This is a genomic window from Kitasatospora sp. NPDC001603, from assembly GCF_040298365.1.
Classification (GTDB): Bacteria; Actinomycetota; Actinomycetes; order Streptomycetales; family Streptomycetaceae; genus Kitasatospora.
On record NZ_JBEPAA010000091.1, the window covers coordinates 1 to 17,308 of the forward strand.

16 protein-coding genes are annotated in these 17,308 nt (G+C 74.5%); 10 read left to right on the top strand and 6 right to left on the bottom strand.

The features are described 5' to 3' along the window. On the top strand, positions 1-303 hold a 303-nt coding region (locus tag ABT263_RS34085), incomplete at its 5' end, for an NUDIX hydrolase (RefSeq protein WP_352296587.1). Positions 304-328: 25 nt separating this feature from the next. On the opposite strand, the gene ABT263_RS34090 is transcribed toward ABT263_RS34085, so the two are convergent. Beyond that, positions 329-640 (bottom strand): putative quinol monooxygenase, encoded by a 312-nt coding sequence (locus ABT263_RS34090; RefSeq protein ID WP_352296590.1) that lies wholly within the window; start codon positions 638-640, stop codon positions 329-331. A gap of 99 nt (positions 641-739) precedes the next feature. Between ABT263_RS34090 and ABT263_RS34095 the strand changes: the two genes are divergently transcribed. From ABT263_RS34095 to ABT263_RS34115, 5 genes are all read left to right on the top strand, one after another. Beyond that, positions 740-1,069 carry an ArsR/SmtB family transcription factor gene (locus tag ABT263_RS34095; protein WP_352296593.1) on the top strand — a complete coding sequence of 110 codons (330 nt, stop codon included), beginning with the start codon at positions 740-742 and terminating at the stop codon, positions 1,067-1,069. 154 nt (positions 1,070-1,223) lie between these two features. Continuing rightward, complete coding sequence (locus ABT263_RS34100) at positions 1,224-1,628, top strand: hypothetical protein (protein ID WP_352296596.1); 405 nt, start codon at positions 1,224-1,226, stop codon at positions 1,626-1,628. Positions 1,629-1,735: 107 nt separating this feature from the next. Continuing rightward, the gene (locus ABT263_RS34105; RefSeq protein ID WP_352296599.1) at positions 1,736-3,241 is read left to right on the top strand and encodes a hypothetical protein; all 1,506 of its coding nucleotides are present in this window, start codon (positions 1,736-1,738) and stop codon (positions 3,239-3,241) included. A 387-nt stretch (positions 3,242-3,628) separates the two neighbouring features. Then, positions 3,629-4,696 (top strand): polyprenyl synthetase family protein, encoded by a 1,068-nt coding sequence (locus ABT263_RS34110; protein ID WP_352296663.1) that lies wholly within the window; start codon positions 3,629-3,631, stop codon positions 4,694-4,696. A gap of 263 nt (positions 4,697-4,959) precedes the next feature. Beyond that, entirely contained in the window at positions 4,960-6,993 is a 2,034-nt protein-coding gene (locus tag ABT263_RS34115) for a SpoIIE family protein phosphatase (RefSeq protein WP_352296602.1), read from the top strand. A gap of 75 nt (positions 6,994-7,068) precedes the next feature. On the opposite strand, the gene ABT263_RS34120 is transcribed toward ABT263_RS34115, so the two are convergent. Both ABT263_RS34120 and ABT263_RS34125 read right to left on the bottom strand, forming a co-directional pair. Beyond that, on the bottom strand, positions 7,069-8,943 hold the full coding sequence (locus ABT263_RS34120; protein ID WP_352296605.1) for a protein kinase domain-containing protein: 1,875 nt from the start codon (positions 8,941-8,943) through the stop codon (positions 7,069-7,071). A 121-nt stretch (positions 8,944-9,064) separates the two neighbouring features. Continuing rightward, positions 9,065-9,643, bottom strand: coding sequence for a TetR/AcrR family transcriptional regulator (locus ABT263_RS34125; protein ID WP_329491171.1), 579 nt, complete (start codon positions 9,641-9,643; stop codon positions 9,065-9,067). A 437-nt stretch (positions 9,644-10,080) separates the two neighbouring features. Between ABT263_RS34125 and ABT263_RS34130 the strand changes: the two genes are divergently transcribed. The 3 genes from ABT263_RS34130 (at position 10,081) to ABT263_RS34140 (ending at position 13,439) form a co-directional block, all read left to right on the top strand. Beyond that, entirely contained in the window at positions 10,081-11,544 is a 1,464-nt protein-coding gene (locus ABT263_RS34130; RefSeq protein WP_352296608.1) for an MFS transporter, read from the top strand. A 149-nt stretch (positions 11,545-11,693) separates the two neighbouring features. Then, on the top strand, positions 11,694-12,137 hold the full coding sequence (locus ABT263_RS34135) for an RrF2 family transcriptional regulator (RefSeq protein ID WP_352296611.1): 444 nt from the start codon (positions 11,694-11,696) through the stop codon (positions 12,135-12,137). An 87-nt stretch (positions 12,138-12,224) separates the two neighbouring features. Next, a complete protein-coding gene (locus ABT263_RS34140; protein WP_352296614.1) occupies positions 12,225-13,439 on the top strand; it encodes a globin domain-containing protein in 1,215 nt (404 codons plus the stop codon). 111 nt (positions 13,440-13,550) lie between these two features. Here the strand turns inward: ABT263_RS34140 and ddaH are convergent, their stop codons facing one another. Both ddaH and ABT263_RS34150 read right to left on the bottom strand, forming a co-directional pair. Beyond that, positions 13,551-14,378, bottom strand: a complete 828-nt coding sequence (gene ddaH / locus ABT263_RS34145; RefSeq protein WP_329491167.1) for a dimethylargininase — start codon at positions 14,376-14,378, stop codon at positions 13,551-13,553. 339 nt (positions 14,379-14,717) lie between these two features. Continuing rightward, on the bottom strand, positions 14,718-15,620 hold the full coding sequence (locus ABT263_RS34150; protein WP_352296617.1) for an MBL fold metallo-hydrolase: 903 nt from the start codon (positions 15,618-15,620) through the stop codon (positions 14,718-14,720). Positions 15,621-15,910: 290 nt separating this feature from the next. Between ABT263_RS34150 and ABT263_RS34155 the strand changes: the two genes are divergently transcribed. Continuing rightward, positions 15,911-16,693, top strand: coding sequence for an SGNH/GDSL hydrolase family protein (locus ABT263_RS34155; protein ID WP_352296620.1), 783 nt, complete (start codon positions 15,911-15,913; stop codon positions 16,691-16,693). A 7-nt stretch (positions 16,694-16,700) separates the two neighbouring features. On the opposite strand, the gene ABT263_RS34160 is transcribed toward ABT263_RS34155, so the two are convergent. After that, positions 16,701-17,132, bottom strand: coding sequence for a ribosomal maturation YjgA family protein (locus ABT263_RS34160; protein ID WP_352296622.1), 432 nt, complete (start codon positions 17,130-17,132; stop codon positions 16,701-16,703). Positions 17,133-17,308 lie beyond the last annotated feature (176 nt).

The following is a 17,308-nucleotide window of genomic DNA, read 5'->3' on the forward strand; positions in this document are numbered from 1 at the left end:
GAGACCGAAACCGGCCTCGTCCTCCCCCTGCGCAGCATCCTCGCCACCGACTACACCGACGCCCGACTCCTCCCCGAAGCCATCGACTTCGTCTACTGGGGCGGCCGCCTCACCCGCGCCCAACAAGCCACCACCACCCACCACCGCCCCCCGCGCCACATCACCGGCCTCCACTTCATCCACCCCGACCACCTCGCCGACACCATGGACCCCGACCAGCACCACCGCGTCACCCAAGCCCTCGACGCCCTCACCCGCGGCGCCCACCTCCCCTTCCTCCTCCGCGGCATCCCCGCCGAATAGGAGCCGAATGGCAGCCGGCGGCGGGCTACTCCCGGCCGTAGGGGCTGTGCATCGTCAGGAAGCGGATCTCCAGGTCACTGGTCAGGTAGTCCATCCGCCGCTCCCAGAAGGCGTTCAGGTGCGGCAGGGCCAGGTGAGCGTCGAGGTCGGCCTGGCTTCGCCACGCCTCGTAGAACACGAAGACGCCGGGCTCCTCGCGGTCCTCGTGGAAGTGGTACTCCAGGCAGCCCGGCTCCTGCCGGGTGGGGGCCACGAAGGAGAGCAGCAACTCCTTGAGCTCCGCCGCTCGTTCGGGCTTCGGGCGGGCGATGCCGACGAGCGTGACCGGCTGATCCATGCGAACTCTCCCTCATCCGAGGTACGACCAATCTCGTACCTCGCGGACGGTACCTCTCCCGAGAGGTACGATTCAAGCCGTACCTGAGGGAGGTCACCCATGCCCGACGAGGAAGGGCACCCGGCCGTCGAGGAGATCGAGCTCGGCAGGGTGCTGTCGGCGCTCGCCGACCCGCTGCGCCGCCGGGTGGTCCGCGAGCTGGCCTGCTCGCCGGACGGCACCGCGCGCACCTGCAGTTCCTTCGCGCTGCCCGTCTCGAAGGCCACGGTCACCCACCACTTCCGCGCGCTGCGCGAGGCCGGCCTGATCCGGCAGGTCGACCGGGGCAACAGCCGGATGGCCGCCCTCCGCCGGACCGACATCGACGCCCGCTTCCCCGGCCTGCTCGCCCTCCTCACCGCCGAGGCGCAGGCCCCCGGCGACGGCTGACGGTCCGGTGCCCACAGAACGCGGTGCACAGGAAGTCGGTATGGCCGACTTCCTGTGCACGCCCGGGCGTTCCCCCGGACCCACAGGGTGCCGTCACCCCGGAACAGACCGGCCGGGGCGACCGGTCCGCATAGGTCCGCCCTACGATGGCGGGATGCCCGCAGAACCGATGCTCTTCCCGCCCCGGCCCCTCCGCGACGTGCAGGCGCGGCACCTCCGGCAGGCCGGCGGGTGCGGCGGCGGGGCGGCGATCGTGACGGTCGACTTCGAGCCGTGCACCGGCCCCACCCGCTTCGAGCTCACCCTCCCGGACGACGTCCGGTTCCGCTTCGGCCCCGCCGGCGGCGACGAGGACTACCGCGAGGTCTTCTCACTCCTCGAAGCGCTCGACGAGGGCCTGCGCGAGGTGCTGGCCGAGGACGGGCGGATCACCGTCCACTGCCGGGCCGTGCTGCGGTCCATGGTCGTCCACCCCGTCGACTCCCACCCCCGCGCGTTTCGTGAAGCAGGGCGGCTCGCCGCACGCAAGGCCCTGGAACAGGTCTTCGGCACCTCCTGACACCACCGGAGCGGCGGCCCGAGCACAGGAAGTCGGCCGACCCGACTTCTCGTGGGTAGGGTGTGTGCCCCATCCCGAGCGGTGCGAGTTTCGAGCGAGGTAGCGACGTGGAACCGGCGGGGGACGGCACGACCCACGACCAGCCGTTGCCGAACGTGCGCAACGACCTCTGTGGCCAGGTCACCGGGGCAGCCGTTCAGGCGGGGGACATCCACGGCGGCGTCAACGTCGTGGTGGTGAACGCGGCACCGGAGAGCGGCCCTCCCGACGAGGCCGTCGCCGAGGCGCTGCGGAAGTCCTCGCACAGCTGGCGAGCACGTTTCTCCAGCGTCGATCTGGTCAACCTGCCACGGATCGCGATGCTCTCGGACGGCAGCGCGATCCTCGGCGCGGCGAGGAAGGCGGAGCTCGACACCACCAAGCCGTTCCGGGGCCAGGGGCTGGCTCCCGGGCTCTTCGTCTCCCAGGTCAGACCGTTGTTCGAGACGTGGGACGCCGAGTCGGCGACCAGGCTGTGCGAGAGCACGATCGACCACGTACACCGCGGCCTGCTGGTCTCCTTCGAAGCGCGGATGCGCTGCCGCAATCCCCCGACGATGCCTCCGTCGGAGCCCACCGGAGTCCTCGCGAAGGACCCGCACCTGCGCTTCGACATCGGCGGGCGCGGCGTCGTCATCACCTTCGACCCGCACTGGCTCACGACGGCCACCGCTTCGGGCACGCTCCACGACGCCGCGCGGAACCCGCTGGTCTACTCCGGCCTCGGTACCGTGGCCGCGGTCCTGGACGACGGCACGATCCGCGTCTCCGCGCTCGTCTTCGGCCAGCCCGAGACCCCGTTCCAGTCACACCTCAAACACACGGGCGCGTCCGCACTGCGCACGCCGGCCGGACTCACCACCGCTGACTTCCGCAACGAGTTCTCCACCCACGCCGGGGTAGGGGCCGCCGTTCCCCGCGTCCGAGAAGGAACTGCCGTGAGCCGTACGGGTATCGCCCTGCTCTTCGACGAGGACCGGGTGGTCCCGGGCCAGATCGACCGCGCCGTGCTGACCCAGTCGACCAGGATCGCCCCGGAGTACCGTCGCGACCTCGGCGTGGCCGTCGCGAGCCTGTCACCGGGGCCCGCCTTCGCCGCGGGAGCCACCCCGGGCGACATCGCCGCGCACCTGCTCGCCCGCACGCCCCCGCTCTGGAAGTCCCTCACCGTCCCGGGGCTCACCGCGTTGATCCGTTCGCGCAACCTCGCCGTGTCGACCGTCACCGGGCTCACCACGGGGCAGCTCGGCGACCTCGACGAGTTGATGCGGGCGGAGATGCCGAGCTATCTCGGTGGCGTCGAGCTGGACAGGGCCCTGCCGATGCAGGGGGAACTCCTTCCGCAGTGCGACCAGTACCACGTGGTGGGCGCCGAACTCCGGTTGGTCTACACCGCTGCGGGCCGGTACCTCGACGAGGCCAACGGCGAGGACCTCGACCGGCCGCTGGCCGAGTGGCGGGACACCGGACTCTTCCGAACCGTGGCCTGGGAGGAGGACACCCGTCGGTCGGAGGCGGAGGAGGCCGAGGCCGCGTTCCTCCTCCGCGACTGGCTCGGCGGGCGGACCGAATAGCCGGGGAGCGCACCCGGCCGCCGAGGAGAGCGAGCTCGGCAAGGTGCCGTCGGCGCTCGCCGGCCGCGTGCGGTCGGCGAGCGCGGAACGCACGCGGGCCGACCGGGAAGCCGGCCCCGCCGACTTCCCACTCCCCCGACTCGGCGTCAGGACCACCCGGGGCCGACGCGGGCGGCGGCCGACAGGTCGGGATCGCGGCCGGAGCAAGGGTGCCGAGGGCACCTCCCGGCCGAAGGCCGGGGATCCCGGCCGACCCGGCAACGCTCCACGGGACACGGACCGCGCCTGTCCGTAGCCGCGCCGCGCGCGCCGCCCGCGAGGCACCCGGCCCCCGTCGGCGGGCCCGGGCGCGGGGGTGCGAGGGTAGGGCACGTGAACCAGACGATCATGGCAGCCGCCCGCGAACGGGCCGCCGGACACCGGCGGCGGTTCGACCTCCGCTTCGAGGCCTACTTCGCCTCCCTGCCGGAGCGCCTCGACACGCCACCGCTCAGCCGCTTCACCCCGCGCTGCCTGGAGCTGCTGCGGGACCTCTCGCTGCGCGGCGGCAAGCGGCTGCGGGTCGCCCTGCTGTACGAGGCCGCCCGGCTGGTGACCACCGAGCCGGTGCCCGGTCTGGCGGAGGCCGCGCTGAGCATCGAACTGCTCCAGACGCACGGGCTCGTCCACGACGACATCATCGACGACGCGCCGGTGCGCCGGGGCGGCCCCTCCACCTACTACGCCTACCGCGAGGAGTTCCCCGCGGCGGACCGCACCGCGCTGGGCCTGGCCGTCCTGGCCGGGGACCTCGCCGCCTTCCTCTCGATGCGGGTCCTGCTGGAGGCGGACGTCCCCGCCGAGCTGCGCCAGGCGATGCTGGAGGTGCAGCTGAACGCCGCCGCGGAGACGGTCACCGGCCAGATCGTCGACCTCGAACGCGACTTCCGGGCGCTTCCGGAGGAGGAGTTCCTGCACACCGTCTGCGAGTACAAGTCCACCCGCTACTCCGTCCTCGCCCCCCTGCGGCTGGGCCTGCTGGCGGCCGGCGAGGACGTGGCCGCGCACGACGCGCGCCTGCGCCGGTACGCGACGCTGGTCGGCATCGGCGGCCAGCTGCGCGACGACTACCTCGACCTGTTCGCCGACGAGGCGGCCACCGGCAAGTCGACCGGCGCCGACCTCCGGTCCGGCCGCCGCAGCTACGCCGTGAGCGCTTTGCTCGCCGCCGCGGACGACGCGCAGCGGGCCCTGGTGGAGTCCGCGCTCGGCGATCCGGACTGCTCCGCGGCGACGGTCGGGCGCGTCCGCGAGCTGGCCCGGTCGCTGGGCGTGGACGGCAGGCTCCGCGCCGACATCCGCCGCTGCGCCGAGGCCGCCGCCGGGGAGGCCTCGGGCTGGCGCCCGCACTGGCGCGAGGAGGCGGTGGCCTTCTTCGAGGGCCTCCCGCTGTCCAGCGTGCTGCCGGCCGGGTGAGCGCGGCGGGGCGGCGCAGCGGGTGACCCGGGCGGCCCCGGCCGAACTCGCGGCCGCCGGGCACTCACGCGCCACCCCGGCAAGGACGACAATCGTGGCATAACGGTACAGATGTACCGGCCAGACCGTATCGTGCCAAGGACGGCCGCGGGCGATCGCCGCAAGGGCAGACCCGAGGGCAGCCGGCCGGAGGCAGCCGGACACCCCGGGTACGGGGACGCGGTTGCCGCACGACACAACACCGGACAAGGGGGCACCACGGGGTGGTCGAGCCGCAGCTGACACCCGAGGTCTTCGACCGGGCGATCGTGGCGATCGCCCTGACCGCGGGCCGGGAACACCGCCTGGTCTACCGCAACGACGCCTTCCGCGAGCTGTTCGGGCCGCGGTCGATCGGCGTCCCCGTCCGGGAGCTGTTCGCCGAACCCGGGGTGGAGCGGTTCTTCGAGACGCTCGACAAGGTCCTCGCCGACGGCACCGCCCGCCAGGTGACCACGCCCCGGACGGTGGAACGGCCCGGGGACGGTGACGGCGACCACCGGCACTTCGTCTACAGCTGCTCCCCGATCTCCTCCCGGTTCGGCCCCGGCATCCTGATCGCCGCGATCGACACCACCACCGAGGTGCACGCCGCCCAGCAGGCCGAACAGCTCTCCACCGACCGCCTGCGCACCCTGGAGCGGTACGAGGCGCTGATCTCCGCCGTCTCCCAGCTGGTCTGGATCGTCCGCGCGGACGGCAGCATGGCCGAGCTCGTGCCCGGCTGGCAGCGGCTCACCGGGCAGCCCTGGCGGGAGACCATGGACGAGGCCTGGTTCGAGCTCATCCACCCCCGGGACCGGGCCGGGCTGGCCGAGCAGTGGCTGAAGGCGGCGGACGCCGAGCCGACCATGTTCGAGCACTCCTTCCGGGTGCGCACCGTCACCGGGGAGTACCGGCACGTCTCCGCCCGCGCGGTACCGATCGTCCGCGAGGGCCGGCCGGTGGAGTGGGTCGGGGCCACCTCCGACATCGAGGACCGCTGGCGCAACCGGCTGCGCGAGCGGCTGCTCGCCGGGGCCCTCGCGGTGACCGAGACCGCCCGCCCGGACGACGCCTTCGCCGCCGTCGCGGACCTCGTCGTCCCGGAGCTCACCGACGCCTGCACGGTGTTCCTGCTCTCCACCCGCGAGCACACCACCCGGCCCGACGAGATCCTCGGCACCCGGATCGCCTCCACCGCCCGGCCCGGCCTGCCTCCGCTGCCCGCGCTGCGCCAGCAGAGCTACCGGCTCGGGCCGGCCGCCCTGCGGGTCGTCGCCCGCCAGGCCCCCGCGCTCCTGACCTTCCCGGTCGGCGAGATCCCCCCGGGCGTCGTCCCCCAGGAGTCGGCCCAGTGGCTCACCCGGGCCCGCGCCACCAGCCTCACCCTGCTGCCGATCGTCATCGACGGCATCACCGTCGCCCTCGCCGCGGCGGCCGGCTGCGAGGACACCCCGCCGCCCGGCCGGCCGGACATCGACCTGCTCCAGGACGTCCTCCAGCGCGCCCAGGCCACGCTGCGCCAGACCCTGGAGCTCCAGCGCACCCGGCAGGTGGCACTCGTCCTCCAACGGGCGCTGCTCACCGCCCCGCCGGCCGTCCTCGGCGCCGAGCTCGCCGCCCGCTACCAGCCCGGCAACCGGGCGGCCGAGGTCGGCGGCGACTGGTACGACGCCTTCCTGCTGCCCGACGGCTCGCTCGCCCTGACCATCGGCGACGTGGCCGGGCACGACCTCACCGCGGCCACCACCATGGGGCAGCTGCGCAGCATGCTGCGGTCGGTCGCCTACAACCGCACTCATCTGCACACCCCGGCCGACACCCTCGCCGCGCTCGACACGGCCGCCGACGGCCTCGGCGTGGCTTCCTTCGCCACCGCCGTCCACCTGAACCTGACCCGGGTCGATGACGGCTGGCGGATGACCTGGTCGAACGCCGGGCACCCGCCGCCACTGCTGGTACCCGCCTCGGGCGAGCCGCGCTTCCTGGTGACCGAGGAGACCGACGTGCCGCTCTGCGTGGCCCCCGCCGAGCGGCGCCACACCCACAGCACCGGGATCGCGCCCGGGGACACCGTGCTCCTCTACACCGACGGGCTGGTCGAGGTGCCCGGGGAGAACCTGACCGTCGGCCTGGACCGGCTGGCGCAGGCGGCGGGCGCGGTCGGCCACCGGCCGCTGGACGAACTCTGCGACCACGTGCTCGCCCAGGTCGCCGAGACCCGGGACGACATCGCCCTGCTGGCCTTCCGCGCACTGGCCGCCCCGCCCGTCTGAGGCCGGCACGGCTCGGGTGCCGCTCGGGTACCGGTCTCGGGGACCGCGCTCAGGCGCTGCCGCCGGGCGCCGCGCTCAACTGCCGCGCGGGAAGGACCGCTTCACGGTGCCCTTGGTGTCGGCGGAGAGGTAGCCGCCGCCGTACTCGCCGGACAGGTAGACCCTGATGCTGGGCGTGCCGTCGGAGCTGTCCGGACCGATGATGAGGTAACGGCTGGTCGGATTGGGGACGTTGAGGGTGTCCTGGGCCTTCTGGAGCAGGGCCGGGATGATGTCCCAGTCGTAGCTCCGCAGGTCGACGGTCTTCTGACGGGACGTCATGGTGCCGCCCGGGGTGCGGGTGACCTTGCCGTCGCGGTAGTTGAGCCGGTCGAACACCGTCGGGTCGGCCGCGGTCGGCCCCTCGGCGCTCGCGTAGGTGGGGTAGACGGTGAGCTGGGTGATCTTGGAATCCGCCAGCGACGGGCGGAAGGCCTCGACCGTCGTGCGGACCCCGGCCGGGGTGAGGAAGTCCGGGGGCACGGCGGACGGGGGCGCGGTCTTGGCCGTCACCGACGGGGCGGCGACCGGCTCGGGCGCGGTCGACGCGGCGGCGGGGGTGGTGGGGCCCGTGCTGCCGGTCGCCGCCGGGCCGGACGCCGACGGGCCCGGGGCGGCGCCCGCGCCGTTCTCGGCGCCCGAGTCGGGCAGGAGGGTCCAGGTGAGGGCACCCGCCAGTGCGACGGCGACGACCGAGAGGGTGACCGCCCGCGCCCGCCCGCCCCGAGCCACCGGGGCCGCCGGGCCGTGCGTGGTCGTGCCGGTCGGGACGGCGTCCGCCGGGACCGCGTCGACCGGGTGCCCGGGGACGCCGGGGCGGCCCGGCCCGGCAGTGCCGGGGTGACCGAACGTGTCGGCCGGGGCGGTGCCGTACCCGTGGCCGCCGCCGTACCCGGGACCGCCGGTACCGCCCCCGCTGTCGTACCCGGATCCAGGGGCGGATCCGGGCGCGGATCCGGCCCAGGCGCTCATCGCCGGGTCGGTACCGGGCCACGGGGTCGACGCGGGCCGCGGGAGGTCGAGACCCGTCGGCGACCAGGCCACCGGACCGCCGGCCGGACCCGGGGCGGCCCCGGCCTCCGCGGCCGCGAGCGCCTGGTCGAGCTGCTCCGCGTTCGGCCGGACCGCCGGATCCCTGGCGAGCACGGCCGCCAGCACCGGGGCGAGCTGCCCCGCCCGCGCCGGCGGCGGCAGCGGCTCGTCCAGGACGGCCGCGAGGGTGGCGAGCGTGGTGGCGCGGCGCAGCGGGTGGTGGCCCTCGACCGCGACGTACAGCATCATGCCGAGCGACCACAGGTCGGACGACGGGTTGCCCTCCGCCCCGCGGATCCGCTCGGGGGCGATGTACTCGGGCGAGCCGATCAGGGCCCCGGTGCTGGTGAGGGCGGTGGCGCCCTGCATGGCGGCGATGCCGAAGTCGGTGAGGACGGGCGTGCCGTCCGGGCGCAGCAGTACGTTCCCGGGCTTGACGTCGCGGTGCTGGATGCCGGCGGCGTGGGCGGCGCGCAGGGCGGAGAGCACACCACGGCCGATCCGGGCCGCCTCGGGCACGGTGAGCGGGCCGCGGGAGAGCCGGTCGGCGAGGCTGCCTCCGGTGACCAGCTCCATCACGAGCCAGGGGTGCGGATGATCGGCGGTGTCGACGATGTGATGGATGATCACCACGTTCGGGTGCTGGAGCCGCGCCAGGGAGCGCGCCTCGCGGAGCACCCGCTCGCGCAGCTCCAGCGCGTCCTCGGGGTTGGCGGCCGCCATCGCCGGGTCGGGCGGGCGGACCTCCTTGAGCGCCACCTCGCGGTGGAGCGCGTTGTCCCGGGCGCGCCAGACCAGGCCCATACCTCCGCCGCCGAGTCGTTGCAGCAGCTCGAACCGGCCGTCGATGAGCCGTGCGTCCGACCCGTCAGCGTTCATGCCCGTCATCGTAGGAGACGCCGCCGACACGCCGGTGGCCGGGACGGCCCGCACCCGCTTCTCCCAGGTCGCGGGCGAGCGGGCGGGTGCGAACGGCCCGCCGGGGAGCCCCGGTTACCGGTCAGGCGGTGGTCCGCACGCCGTCCAGGGCGATGGCCAGGACGCGGTCGCGCTGCTCCTCGTCGGGGAACGCGACCGAGCTGACACCCGAGACGAGGCGCAGCAGGTCGTCGATGGACATGTCCGCCCGCGCCACCCCCGCGTCCTGCGCGCGCCTGAGCAGCGGTGCGCTCGCGTCGAACATCGACTGCCGGCAGGCCAGGAAGATGTCCGACTCCTCCCCCTCCAGGGCCTCGCGGATCGCCCGCTTGGTCAGGGTGTAGGCGACGAACCTGCGCAGCCAGCCGGTCAGCGCCTCCCAGGGCGACTCGCCCGACAACTCCCCTGCGGCCAGGCTCAGTTCGTTGACCTCGTTGGCGTAGACCGTCTCGAAGAGGTGCCGACGGGTGGGGAAGTTGCGGTAGAGGGTGCCGATGCCGACGCCGGCCCGCCGGGCGATGTCCTCCAGCGAGGCCTCGGCGCCGTGCTCGGCGAAGGCCTCGCGGGCGGCGACCAGCAGCGCGTCGAAGTTGCGCGCGGCATCGGCGCGGCGCGGGCGCTGGGCCGCCACAAACTCGCCGACCACGACCTGTTCCGTCACTGGGGCTCTCTTTTCGGACACCGGGTTGAAGCGGAGGTGTGCCTCCGCTAATCTGGAGGCATGCCTCAACTTTAGCAGTGAGGTCCTGTCCCCGCCCCTGCCGGCACACCCGGTGGAGGCACCAGCACGTCCGTCGATCCAGCCCCGGATCCCGAGCGCACCCGCCGGCCCGAGCCGTACGCACCGGCCCCGCTGGCCCGTTCTCCACACCCCGCGCTTCGCCGCGCGTCCGGCGGTACGCACCACGGCTCCGACCGCACCGGCACCGGCACCGGCACCGGCACCGCACAGCGCGCGCCACCCAGCACACAGCGCACGACGCAGCACGACCACGCACCACGCACCACCCAGCACGCACACCAGCACCACGCACACCGCTTCCGCCCGCAGCCCGTGGGCGCGTTCCCCTTGCGCGCCCCATGCCCCGAGAAGGTTCGATGAGCCGCCCGTCCAATCGCCTCACCTTCGGCGTCCTCGCGACCGGCGCGGGCGTGTTCGCCCTGCTCCAGTCGCTGATCACGCCCGCCCTGCCCACCGTCCAGCACGCGATGAACACCTCGCAGGCCACCGTCACCTGGGTGATGACCGCCTACCTGCTCTCCGCCTCGATCTTCACGCCGATCCTCGGGCGGGTGGGCGACCTGGTCGGCAAGAAGCGCACCCTGGTCGCCGCGCTCGGCGCGCTCCTGGTGGGCTGCCTGGTCGCCGCCCTGGCTCCCAACATCACCGTCCTGATCATCGCCCGGGTCATCCAGGGCATCGCCGGCGCGCTCTTCCCGCTGTCCTTCGGCATCATCCGCGACGAGTTCCCCGCCTCCCGGGTGGCGACCGGCATCAGCAACCTGTCCGCCGTCATCGCGGTGGGCAGCGGCCTCGGCATGGTCCTGGCCGGACCGATCGTCGGCGCGCTGGACTACCGCTGGCTCTTCTGGTTCCCGGTGATCATCGTCGCCGTCACCGCCGTGATCGCCCAGCGCTACGTCCCGGAGTCGCCCAAGCGCGCCGAGGGCGCCGGCGGCGCGGGCAGTGTCAACTGGCTCGGCGCCGTCCTCCTCTCCGGCTGGCTGGTGGCCCTGCTGCTGCCCATCAGCCAGGCCTCGAAGTGGGGTTGGGGCTCCAACGAGGTGATCGGCCTGCTGGTCGCGGCCGTGGTCCTGTTCGGCCTCTGGGCCCTGGTCGAGGCCCGCTCGCGCAACCCGCTGATCGACCTGCGGATCATGCGCCTCCCGGCGGTCTGGACGACCAACACCGCCGCCCTGCTCTTCGGCGGCGGCATGTACGCGGTCTGGGCCTTCCTCCCCGGCTTCGCGCAGACGCCGACCTCGGCCGGCTACGGCTTCGGGTCGAGCATCACCGGCGCGGGGCTCCTGATGCTGCCCATGCTGGTCACCATGTTCGTGGCCGGGATCCTCAGCGGGCGCCTCGCCGGCCGGTTCCCCGCCAAGGCCCAGCTGACCGCGGGCGCCGTCTTCGGCTCGGCCGCCTGCGCGATGCTCGCCGCCTGGCACGACCGGCCGTGGCAGGTCGCCCTGGCGGCGGGGGTCTTCGGGCTCGGCATCGGCCTCGCCTTCGCCTCGATGAGCAACCTCATCGTCCAGAGCGTGCCCGCCGCGCAGACCGGCGCGGCCACCGGCATGAACGCCAACATCCGCACCATCGGCGGCTCCATCGGCGCCGCGCTGATGACCAGCCTGGTCACCGGCCACCTGCAGCCCTCCGGCCACCCCTACGAATCGGGCTACACCCACGGGTTCGCCCTGCTCGCCGCCTTCTGCCTGGCGGCGGCCGTCGCCGCCCTGCTCGTCCCGGCCCGTCGGCCCGCACCGTTCGTGATCGGCGGCCCGGCCGCCGCCGACCCGGTCGCGGGCGCGCCGGCCCGGCCGGAGGCGGTCCGGAGCTGACCGGCTCGCCCGCCCGCCCCGCCGCCCACCACGCGCCCCGCCGGCTCCCGGCGGGGCGCGTCCGCGTGCCACCGGGAGCAGCTCGGCCCGGGCGCCGAGGGCGCACCCCAAATTGGAGTACAGAATTCGTATTCGATAGCCTGCCGGGCGTGAGGCTGACCAAGAGCACCGACATCGCCCTCCGCATCGCCATGCGGCTGGCGGTCCTCGACGAGGACGCGAACCCGACCACCCGCGAGGTGGCCGAGTCGGTGGGCGTGCCGTACACCCACGCCGCCAAGGTCGTCAGCCGGCTCCAGCACCTCGGTGCGGTCGAGGCGAGGCGCGGGCGGGGCGGGGGCCTCGCGCTCACCTCCACCGGCCGGACCGGGTCGCTCGGGGTGCTGGTCCGCGAGCTGGAGGGCGTCGGCGACGTGGTCGGCTGCGAGGACGAGCCGCCCTGCCCGCTACGGGCCGCCTGCCGGCTGCGCGGGGCGCTGCGGACCGCGCAGGAGGCGTTCTTCGCCTCGCTCGATCCGCTCTCGATCGACGACCTGGTCGGCCCGCCCACCGGGCCGGTCCTGCTGAGCCTCTCCGGCGGACCCGCCGGCTGACCCCACACCCCCGTCCACCGACCCGCCGGGTCGCGCCTCCGCACGACCTTTAATACGCATCTCAGATGCCAGTTCGGAGTGAGCCCCATGCTGTCCGCCAAGTCCGCCGAGATCGTCGAAGCCACCCTGCCCGCCGTGGGCGGCGCGATCGGCGAGATCACGCCGCTCTTCTACGACACGCTCTTCGCCGACCACCCGGAGCTGCTGCGCGACCGGTTCAACCGGGGCAACCAGGCCAACGGCACCCAGCGGCAGGCGCTGGCCGGCTCGATAGCCGCCTTCGCGTCCGCCCTGATCGCCCGCCCCGACCTGCGGCCGGACGCCATGCTCGCCCGGATCGCCCAGAAGCACGTCTCGGTCGGCATCCGGAACGACGAGTACCCGATCGTCCAGAAGTACCTGTTCGCCGCCATCGTCGAGGTGCTCGGCGAGGCCGTCACCCCGGAGGTCGCCGCCGCCTGGGACGAGGTGTACTGGCTGATGGCCAACGCGCTGATCGCCATCGAGGACCGGCTGCGCGCCGAGACCGCCGCCGCGCAGTCGGGCGACCCGGACGACCTCTGGCGCCGCTTCACCGTGATCGCCCGGCGCCGGGAGACCGACGACGTGACCACCTACCTGGTCCGCCCCGCCGACGGCGGCCCCGTCCCGCCCGCACGGCCCGGCCAGTACGTCTCGGTGCGCGCGACGATGGCGGACGGCGCCCGGCAGATCCGCCAGTACAGCCTCTCGGGGAGCTCCGGCGGCGCGCTCCGGTTCACCGTCAAGCGGGTCGGTGCCGGGGCCGACGGGGCACCGGCCGGCGAGGTGTCCAACCACCTGCACGACCACCTGCACACCGGCGACGTGGTCGAACTCGCCCCGCCGCTCGGCGACCTCACCCTCGCCGACGGCGCCGGACCGGTGCTGCTGGCCTCGGCCGGAATCGGCAACACGCCGATGACGGCCATGCTGGACCACCTCGCCACCACCGGCTCCCCCCGGACGGTGATCGCCGTGCACGGCGACCGGGACCAGCACGCGCACGCCTTCCGGGCCGAGCTCGACCGGCTCACCGCCGAGCTGCCGAACGCCGTCGCGCACGTCTTCTACGAGCGGCCGGTGGGCGACTGGCCCGCCGAGCGCACCGGCCTGGTCGACCTCTCGACGGTGCCGGTCCCGGCCGGGACCGTCGCCTACCTGTGCGGGCCACTGCCCTTCCTCCGCTCGGTGCGGGCCCAGCTGCTCGCCGCGGGCGTGGCGGCCGCCGACATCCACTACGAGGTGTTCGGCCCCGACCTCTGGCTGGGACAGGACGCCTGAGCCCAGGCGTCCACTGCCTGAGCGACCACTGCCGGACCACCGCTGCCCGAGCGCCCCCGGCCCGAGTGCCCTCCGGGCGGCCGGGGGCGCTCAGCGGACGGCCGGGGGCGCTCAGGCCGGCCGCAGCTCCAGGGTGCAGCACTTGGCGCCGCCGCCGCCCTTGAGCAGCTCGGAGACGTCCACCGGCACCGGTTCGTAGCCGTGCTCGGCCAGCCGGCCGGCCAGCGCCTTGGCGGCCTCCGGCAGCAGGACCCGCCGCCCGTCCGAGACCGCGTTGAGGCCGAACACCTCGGCGTCCGCGCGGTCGGCGAGGATCGCGTCGGGGTAGAGGCTGCGGAGCAGCGCCTGGCTGTCGGGGGTGAAGGCCTCGGGGTAGTACATGACGTGGTCGTCGCCGAGGACGGCGAGCGCGGTGTCCAGGTGGTAGAAGCGCGGGTCGACCAGGGTCAGGCCGAGCACCTGGACCCCGAACAGGGCCCGGGCCTCGGCGTGCGCCGCCGGATCGGTACGGAACCCGGTGCCGGCCAGCACCCGGCGGCCCACCACCAGGTGGTCGCCCTCCCCCTCGTTGACGTGCCCCGCCCGGTGGACCTCGCGGTAGCCGGCGGACCGGAACCACGCCTCGTGGGCGTCGGACTCGCCGGCCCGCTCGGGGTGCCGGAAGGTCGCGACCAGGGCCCGGCCGTCCAGGACGGTGGCGCCGTTGGCGGTGTAGACCATGTCGGGCAGGCCCGGCACCGGCTCGATCAGCTCGACGGTGTGGCCGAGCCGCCGGTAGATCGAACAGAGCCGCTCCCACTGGCGGACGGCGAGCTCGGTGTCGGTCGGCCGGGCCGGGTCCATCCAGGGGTTGATCGCGTAGTCGACGGTGAAGTGCGTCGGCCGGCACATCAGGTAGCGCCGCGGCCTCGCGGTGCGCTCCGGGGTTCGGTTCGGCATGCGGCTACCTCCGCCGTCCGGGACTGCTGGGATCGGGATGCTGTGTGCTGGGGCGCCGGGGCGGTGGAGAACGCGGCCTCGGATACCGGAGCACGTGGGGCGTGCCGGTGCGTATCGCACCCCAGAGGGCGGCTGCCCACGCGAGTCAGTTCGCACACATGAGCGGACAGCATCGCCGGGTGCAACCCCCCGCGCACCCGGCGCGCACCCCGGCGCACGGGGGCGCCGGGTGCAGGGGCGCCGGGTGCAGGGGCGCCGGGTGCAGGGGTGCCGGGCACCGGGGCACGGGTGCCCGAAGGCTCCCTCACGATGCCGGGGCGCCGCCGCCCGGCCGCCGGCCTACCAGCGCAGGACGAAGTCGACCGGCCTCGTCCGCAGCCCGGCGCACCGCTCGGCCAGCGCCCGCAGCCGCCGGTCGGCCTCCTGGGCCGGCATCCGCCGCCGGTCGCCGTGCCCCGGCAGCACCCACTCGAAGCGCAGGCGCCCGACGCCGCGGGCGAGCGAGGCCGCCAGCTCCTCCATCGAGTACCAGGTGACCCCGTCGGCCACCTCCAGGTCACCGGTGGTGCGCGACCAGTAGAAGCTGTCGCCGCTGAAGCAGTACCGGTCGTCGGCCACGTACAGGACGCTGCCCAGGGTGTGCCCGGGGAACGGGTGGGCCACGACCCCGGGGGCGATCTCCACGGGTTCCCGGCCGCGCAGCACCCGGTCGGCGTCGGGCGCGGCGTCGAGGTCGCCCTCGTGGATCCAGAGCCGCGCGCCGAACCGGTCGGCGTACGCGCGGCCGTGCGCCGCGTGGTCGCGATGGGTGAGCAGCACGTCGGTCACCGGGCCGAGCGCCTCGTAGCGGGCGGCCAGCGGTTCGGCGTACCGGGGCGTGTCCACCATCAGGTACCCGCCGGGCCGGCGCAGCAGGTACGCGTTGGCGCCGGCGGTGTGCTGGGAGTTGTGGCCGCACAGCAGCAGGTCCTCGTCGAGCGCGAGCGGGAACGGGTCCCGTGCCGGGTCGAGCGGCCGGCCGCGGAGGCGGACGGAACGGGTGGGGCAGGCGTGGGCGGCGGCGTAGAGCTGCCGCAGCTCGGCCTCGTCGCGGGGCGGGCGGACGACCTCGGAGCGGCCGTCGCGTTCGTGGATCAGATCGGGGGCGAGCTGGCGGGCGACGTCGCAGTTGGTGCAGCGGTCGTCGACGTACCAGCCCGTTCCGGGGGTCCCGGACGCGGTGCGGGGATCGGTGTCGGTCATGCTTGCGCCCTCCTGGGTGGGGCGCCCGCCGAACGGCGGGGCCCTTCCAGGGTGGGCACCGGCGGACCGGAAGCGGAAGGGGGTCGCGATCTTGTCATTTCTCCGACGGAGCTATCTGAGCCACCAGCCTGACGGCCCATCAGGTCGGTTCGAGCGCCCGGCGCCCCCGGCGCGCCCCGCCCCTCGCGATATTCCCGGAACCTGCTGAATCCGTACGTGGTCCATCTCACGTCCCCCCGAGGGCCACCTACGGTGGCGTAGGTCACTTGAGACAGTGAACTATCTCCTTCATGCCGTACCTCCAGGAGACTCTTGACCTCAGTTCGTACGCGGCCCTCGGGGACAGCTTCACCGAGGGGCTCAACGACCCCGGCGTCGGCGGCGCCTTCGCCGGCTGGGCCGACCGGCTCGCCGGCCTGCTCGCCGACGGACGCCCGCCGGGCGAGTTCCGCTACGCCAACCTCGCGGTGCGGGGCCGGCTGCTCGACCAGGTCACGGCGGAGCAGGTGCCGCAGGTCCGGCGCATCCAGCCGGACCTGGTGACCTTCTGCGCCGGCGGCAACGACATCCTGCGACCCGGCAGCGACCCGGACGAGGTCGCCGAGCGCTTCGAGCGCGCCATCGTCCAACTCACCGAGTCCGCCGGGACGGTGCTCATCTGCACCGGCTTCGACACCCGGGGCGTGCCGCTGCTGAAGCACCTGCGCGGCAAGATCGCCACGTACAACGGCCACATGCGGGCCGTCGCCGACCGCAACGGCTGCAAGGTCGCGGACCTCTGGTCGCTGCGCGCGGTGCAGGACCGCCGGGCGTGGAGCGAGGACCGCCTGCACCTCTCGCCCGACGGCCACCAGCGGGTCGCCCTGCTGGCCGCCCGCTCGCTGGGCCTGCGCACCGAGCAGGACCCGGAGGCGCCCTGGCCGGTCCTGCCGTACCAGTCCGCCGCCGACCAGCGCCGGGAGAACCTCCAGTGGGCGCGCGAGTTCCTGCTGCCGTGGGTCGGCCGCCGGCTGCGCGGCGAGTCCTCCGGCGACCACGTCGAGGCGAAGCGGCCGGAGCTGCTCCCGCTCTGACGAACCATCAGGCCCGGCCGGGTGCGGTCCCCCTCCCCGCGGAAGCGGACCGCACCAGCCGGGCCGCCCCCGCGTGCAGCAGCGCGGCGGCCGCCGCGCCGACCAGGTACCAGCAGAGGTCCGGCGCGTTGAAGGTGGACCCGAGCACCAGCCGGGCCGCCGTGCTGCGCCGCGCCAGGTCGTCGGGGACGCCGGTGAGCTGGAACAGCTCCACCGCCCAGCTCAGCCCCGCCGCCACCGCACCGGCGGCCACCGGACGCAGCCGCGGCGCGACGAGCACTACCAGGGCGTACACCAGCACCGTGTACAGCGCGTCGCCCGCGTACTTGGCGACCTCGCCCCCGCCGACCGCCCGCACCCCGAGCCCGGCCCCCACCACCAGCACCGCCGCCACCCCGGCCGCCGCCCGGACACCGCCACTCCCCCGAAGCTCACCCATCGGGCCACCCTAGGGGGTGTCGCGAGCCGGGGACCACCCGGTGCCGCGGTGGCGCCCGGTCGGTGCGGGACGGAGAATCCTTGGTGGTCCCGGTCGGTCCGGAGCCGCCCCGCGCGCGGTCGGCGGGCGCCGTCGCCGACCCGTACGCGCACGCCTCCTCGGGGGCGTCCACCGGT

Excerpts from the sequence above, each read along its gene's own strand:
- ABT263_RS34140 (WP_352296614.1), top strand. The coding sequence starts at position 12,225 with ATGCTGTCCGCCAAGTCCGCCGAGATCGTCGAAGCCACCCTGCCCGCC.
- ABT263_RS34090 (WP_352296590.1), bottom strand. The coding sequence starts at position 640 with ATGGATCAGCCGGTCACGCTCGTCGGCATCGCCCGCCCGAAGCCCGAA.
- ABT263_RS34120 (WP_352296605.1), bottom strand. The coding sequence starts at position 8,943 with ATGAACGCTGACGGGTCGGACGCACGGCTCATCGACGGCCGGTTCGAG.
- ABT263_RS34095 (WP_352296593.1), top strand. The coding sequence starts at position 740 with ATGCCCGACGAGGAAGGGCACCCGGCCGTCGAGGAGATCGAGCTCGGC.
- ABT263_RS34130 (WP_352296608.1), top strand. The coding sequence starts at position 10,081 with ATGAGCCGCCCGTCCAATCGCCTCACCTTCGGCGTCCTCGCGACCGGC.
- ABT263_RS34150 (WP_352296617.1), bottom strand. The coding sequence starts at position 15,620 with ATGACCGACACCGATCCCCGCACCGCGTCCGGGACCCCCGGAACGGGC.
- ABT263_RS34160 (WP_352296622.1), bottom strand. The coding sequence starts at position 17,132 with ATGGGTGAGCTTCGGGGGAGTGGCGGTGTCCGGGCGGCGGCCGGGGTG.
- ABT263_RS34100 (WP_352296596.1), top strand. The coding sequence starts at position 1,224 with ATGCCCGCAGAACCGATGCTCTTCCCGCCCCGGCCCCTCCGCGACGTG.
- ABT263_RS34110 (WP_352296663.1), top strand. The coding sequence starts at position 3,629 with ATGGCAGCCGCCCGCGAACGGGCCGCCGGACACCGGCGGCGGTTCGAC.
- ddaH (WP_329491167.1), bottom strand. The coding sequence starts at position 14,378 with ATGCCGAACCGAACCCCGGAGCGCACCGCGAGGCCGCGGCGCTACCTG.
- ABT263_RS34155 (WP_352296620.1), top strand. The coding sequence starts at position 15,911 with ATGCCGTACCTCCAGGAGACTCTTGACCTCAGTTCGTACGCGGCCCTC.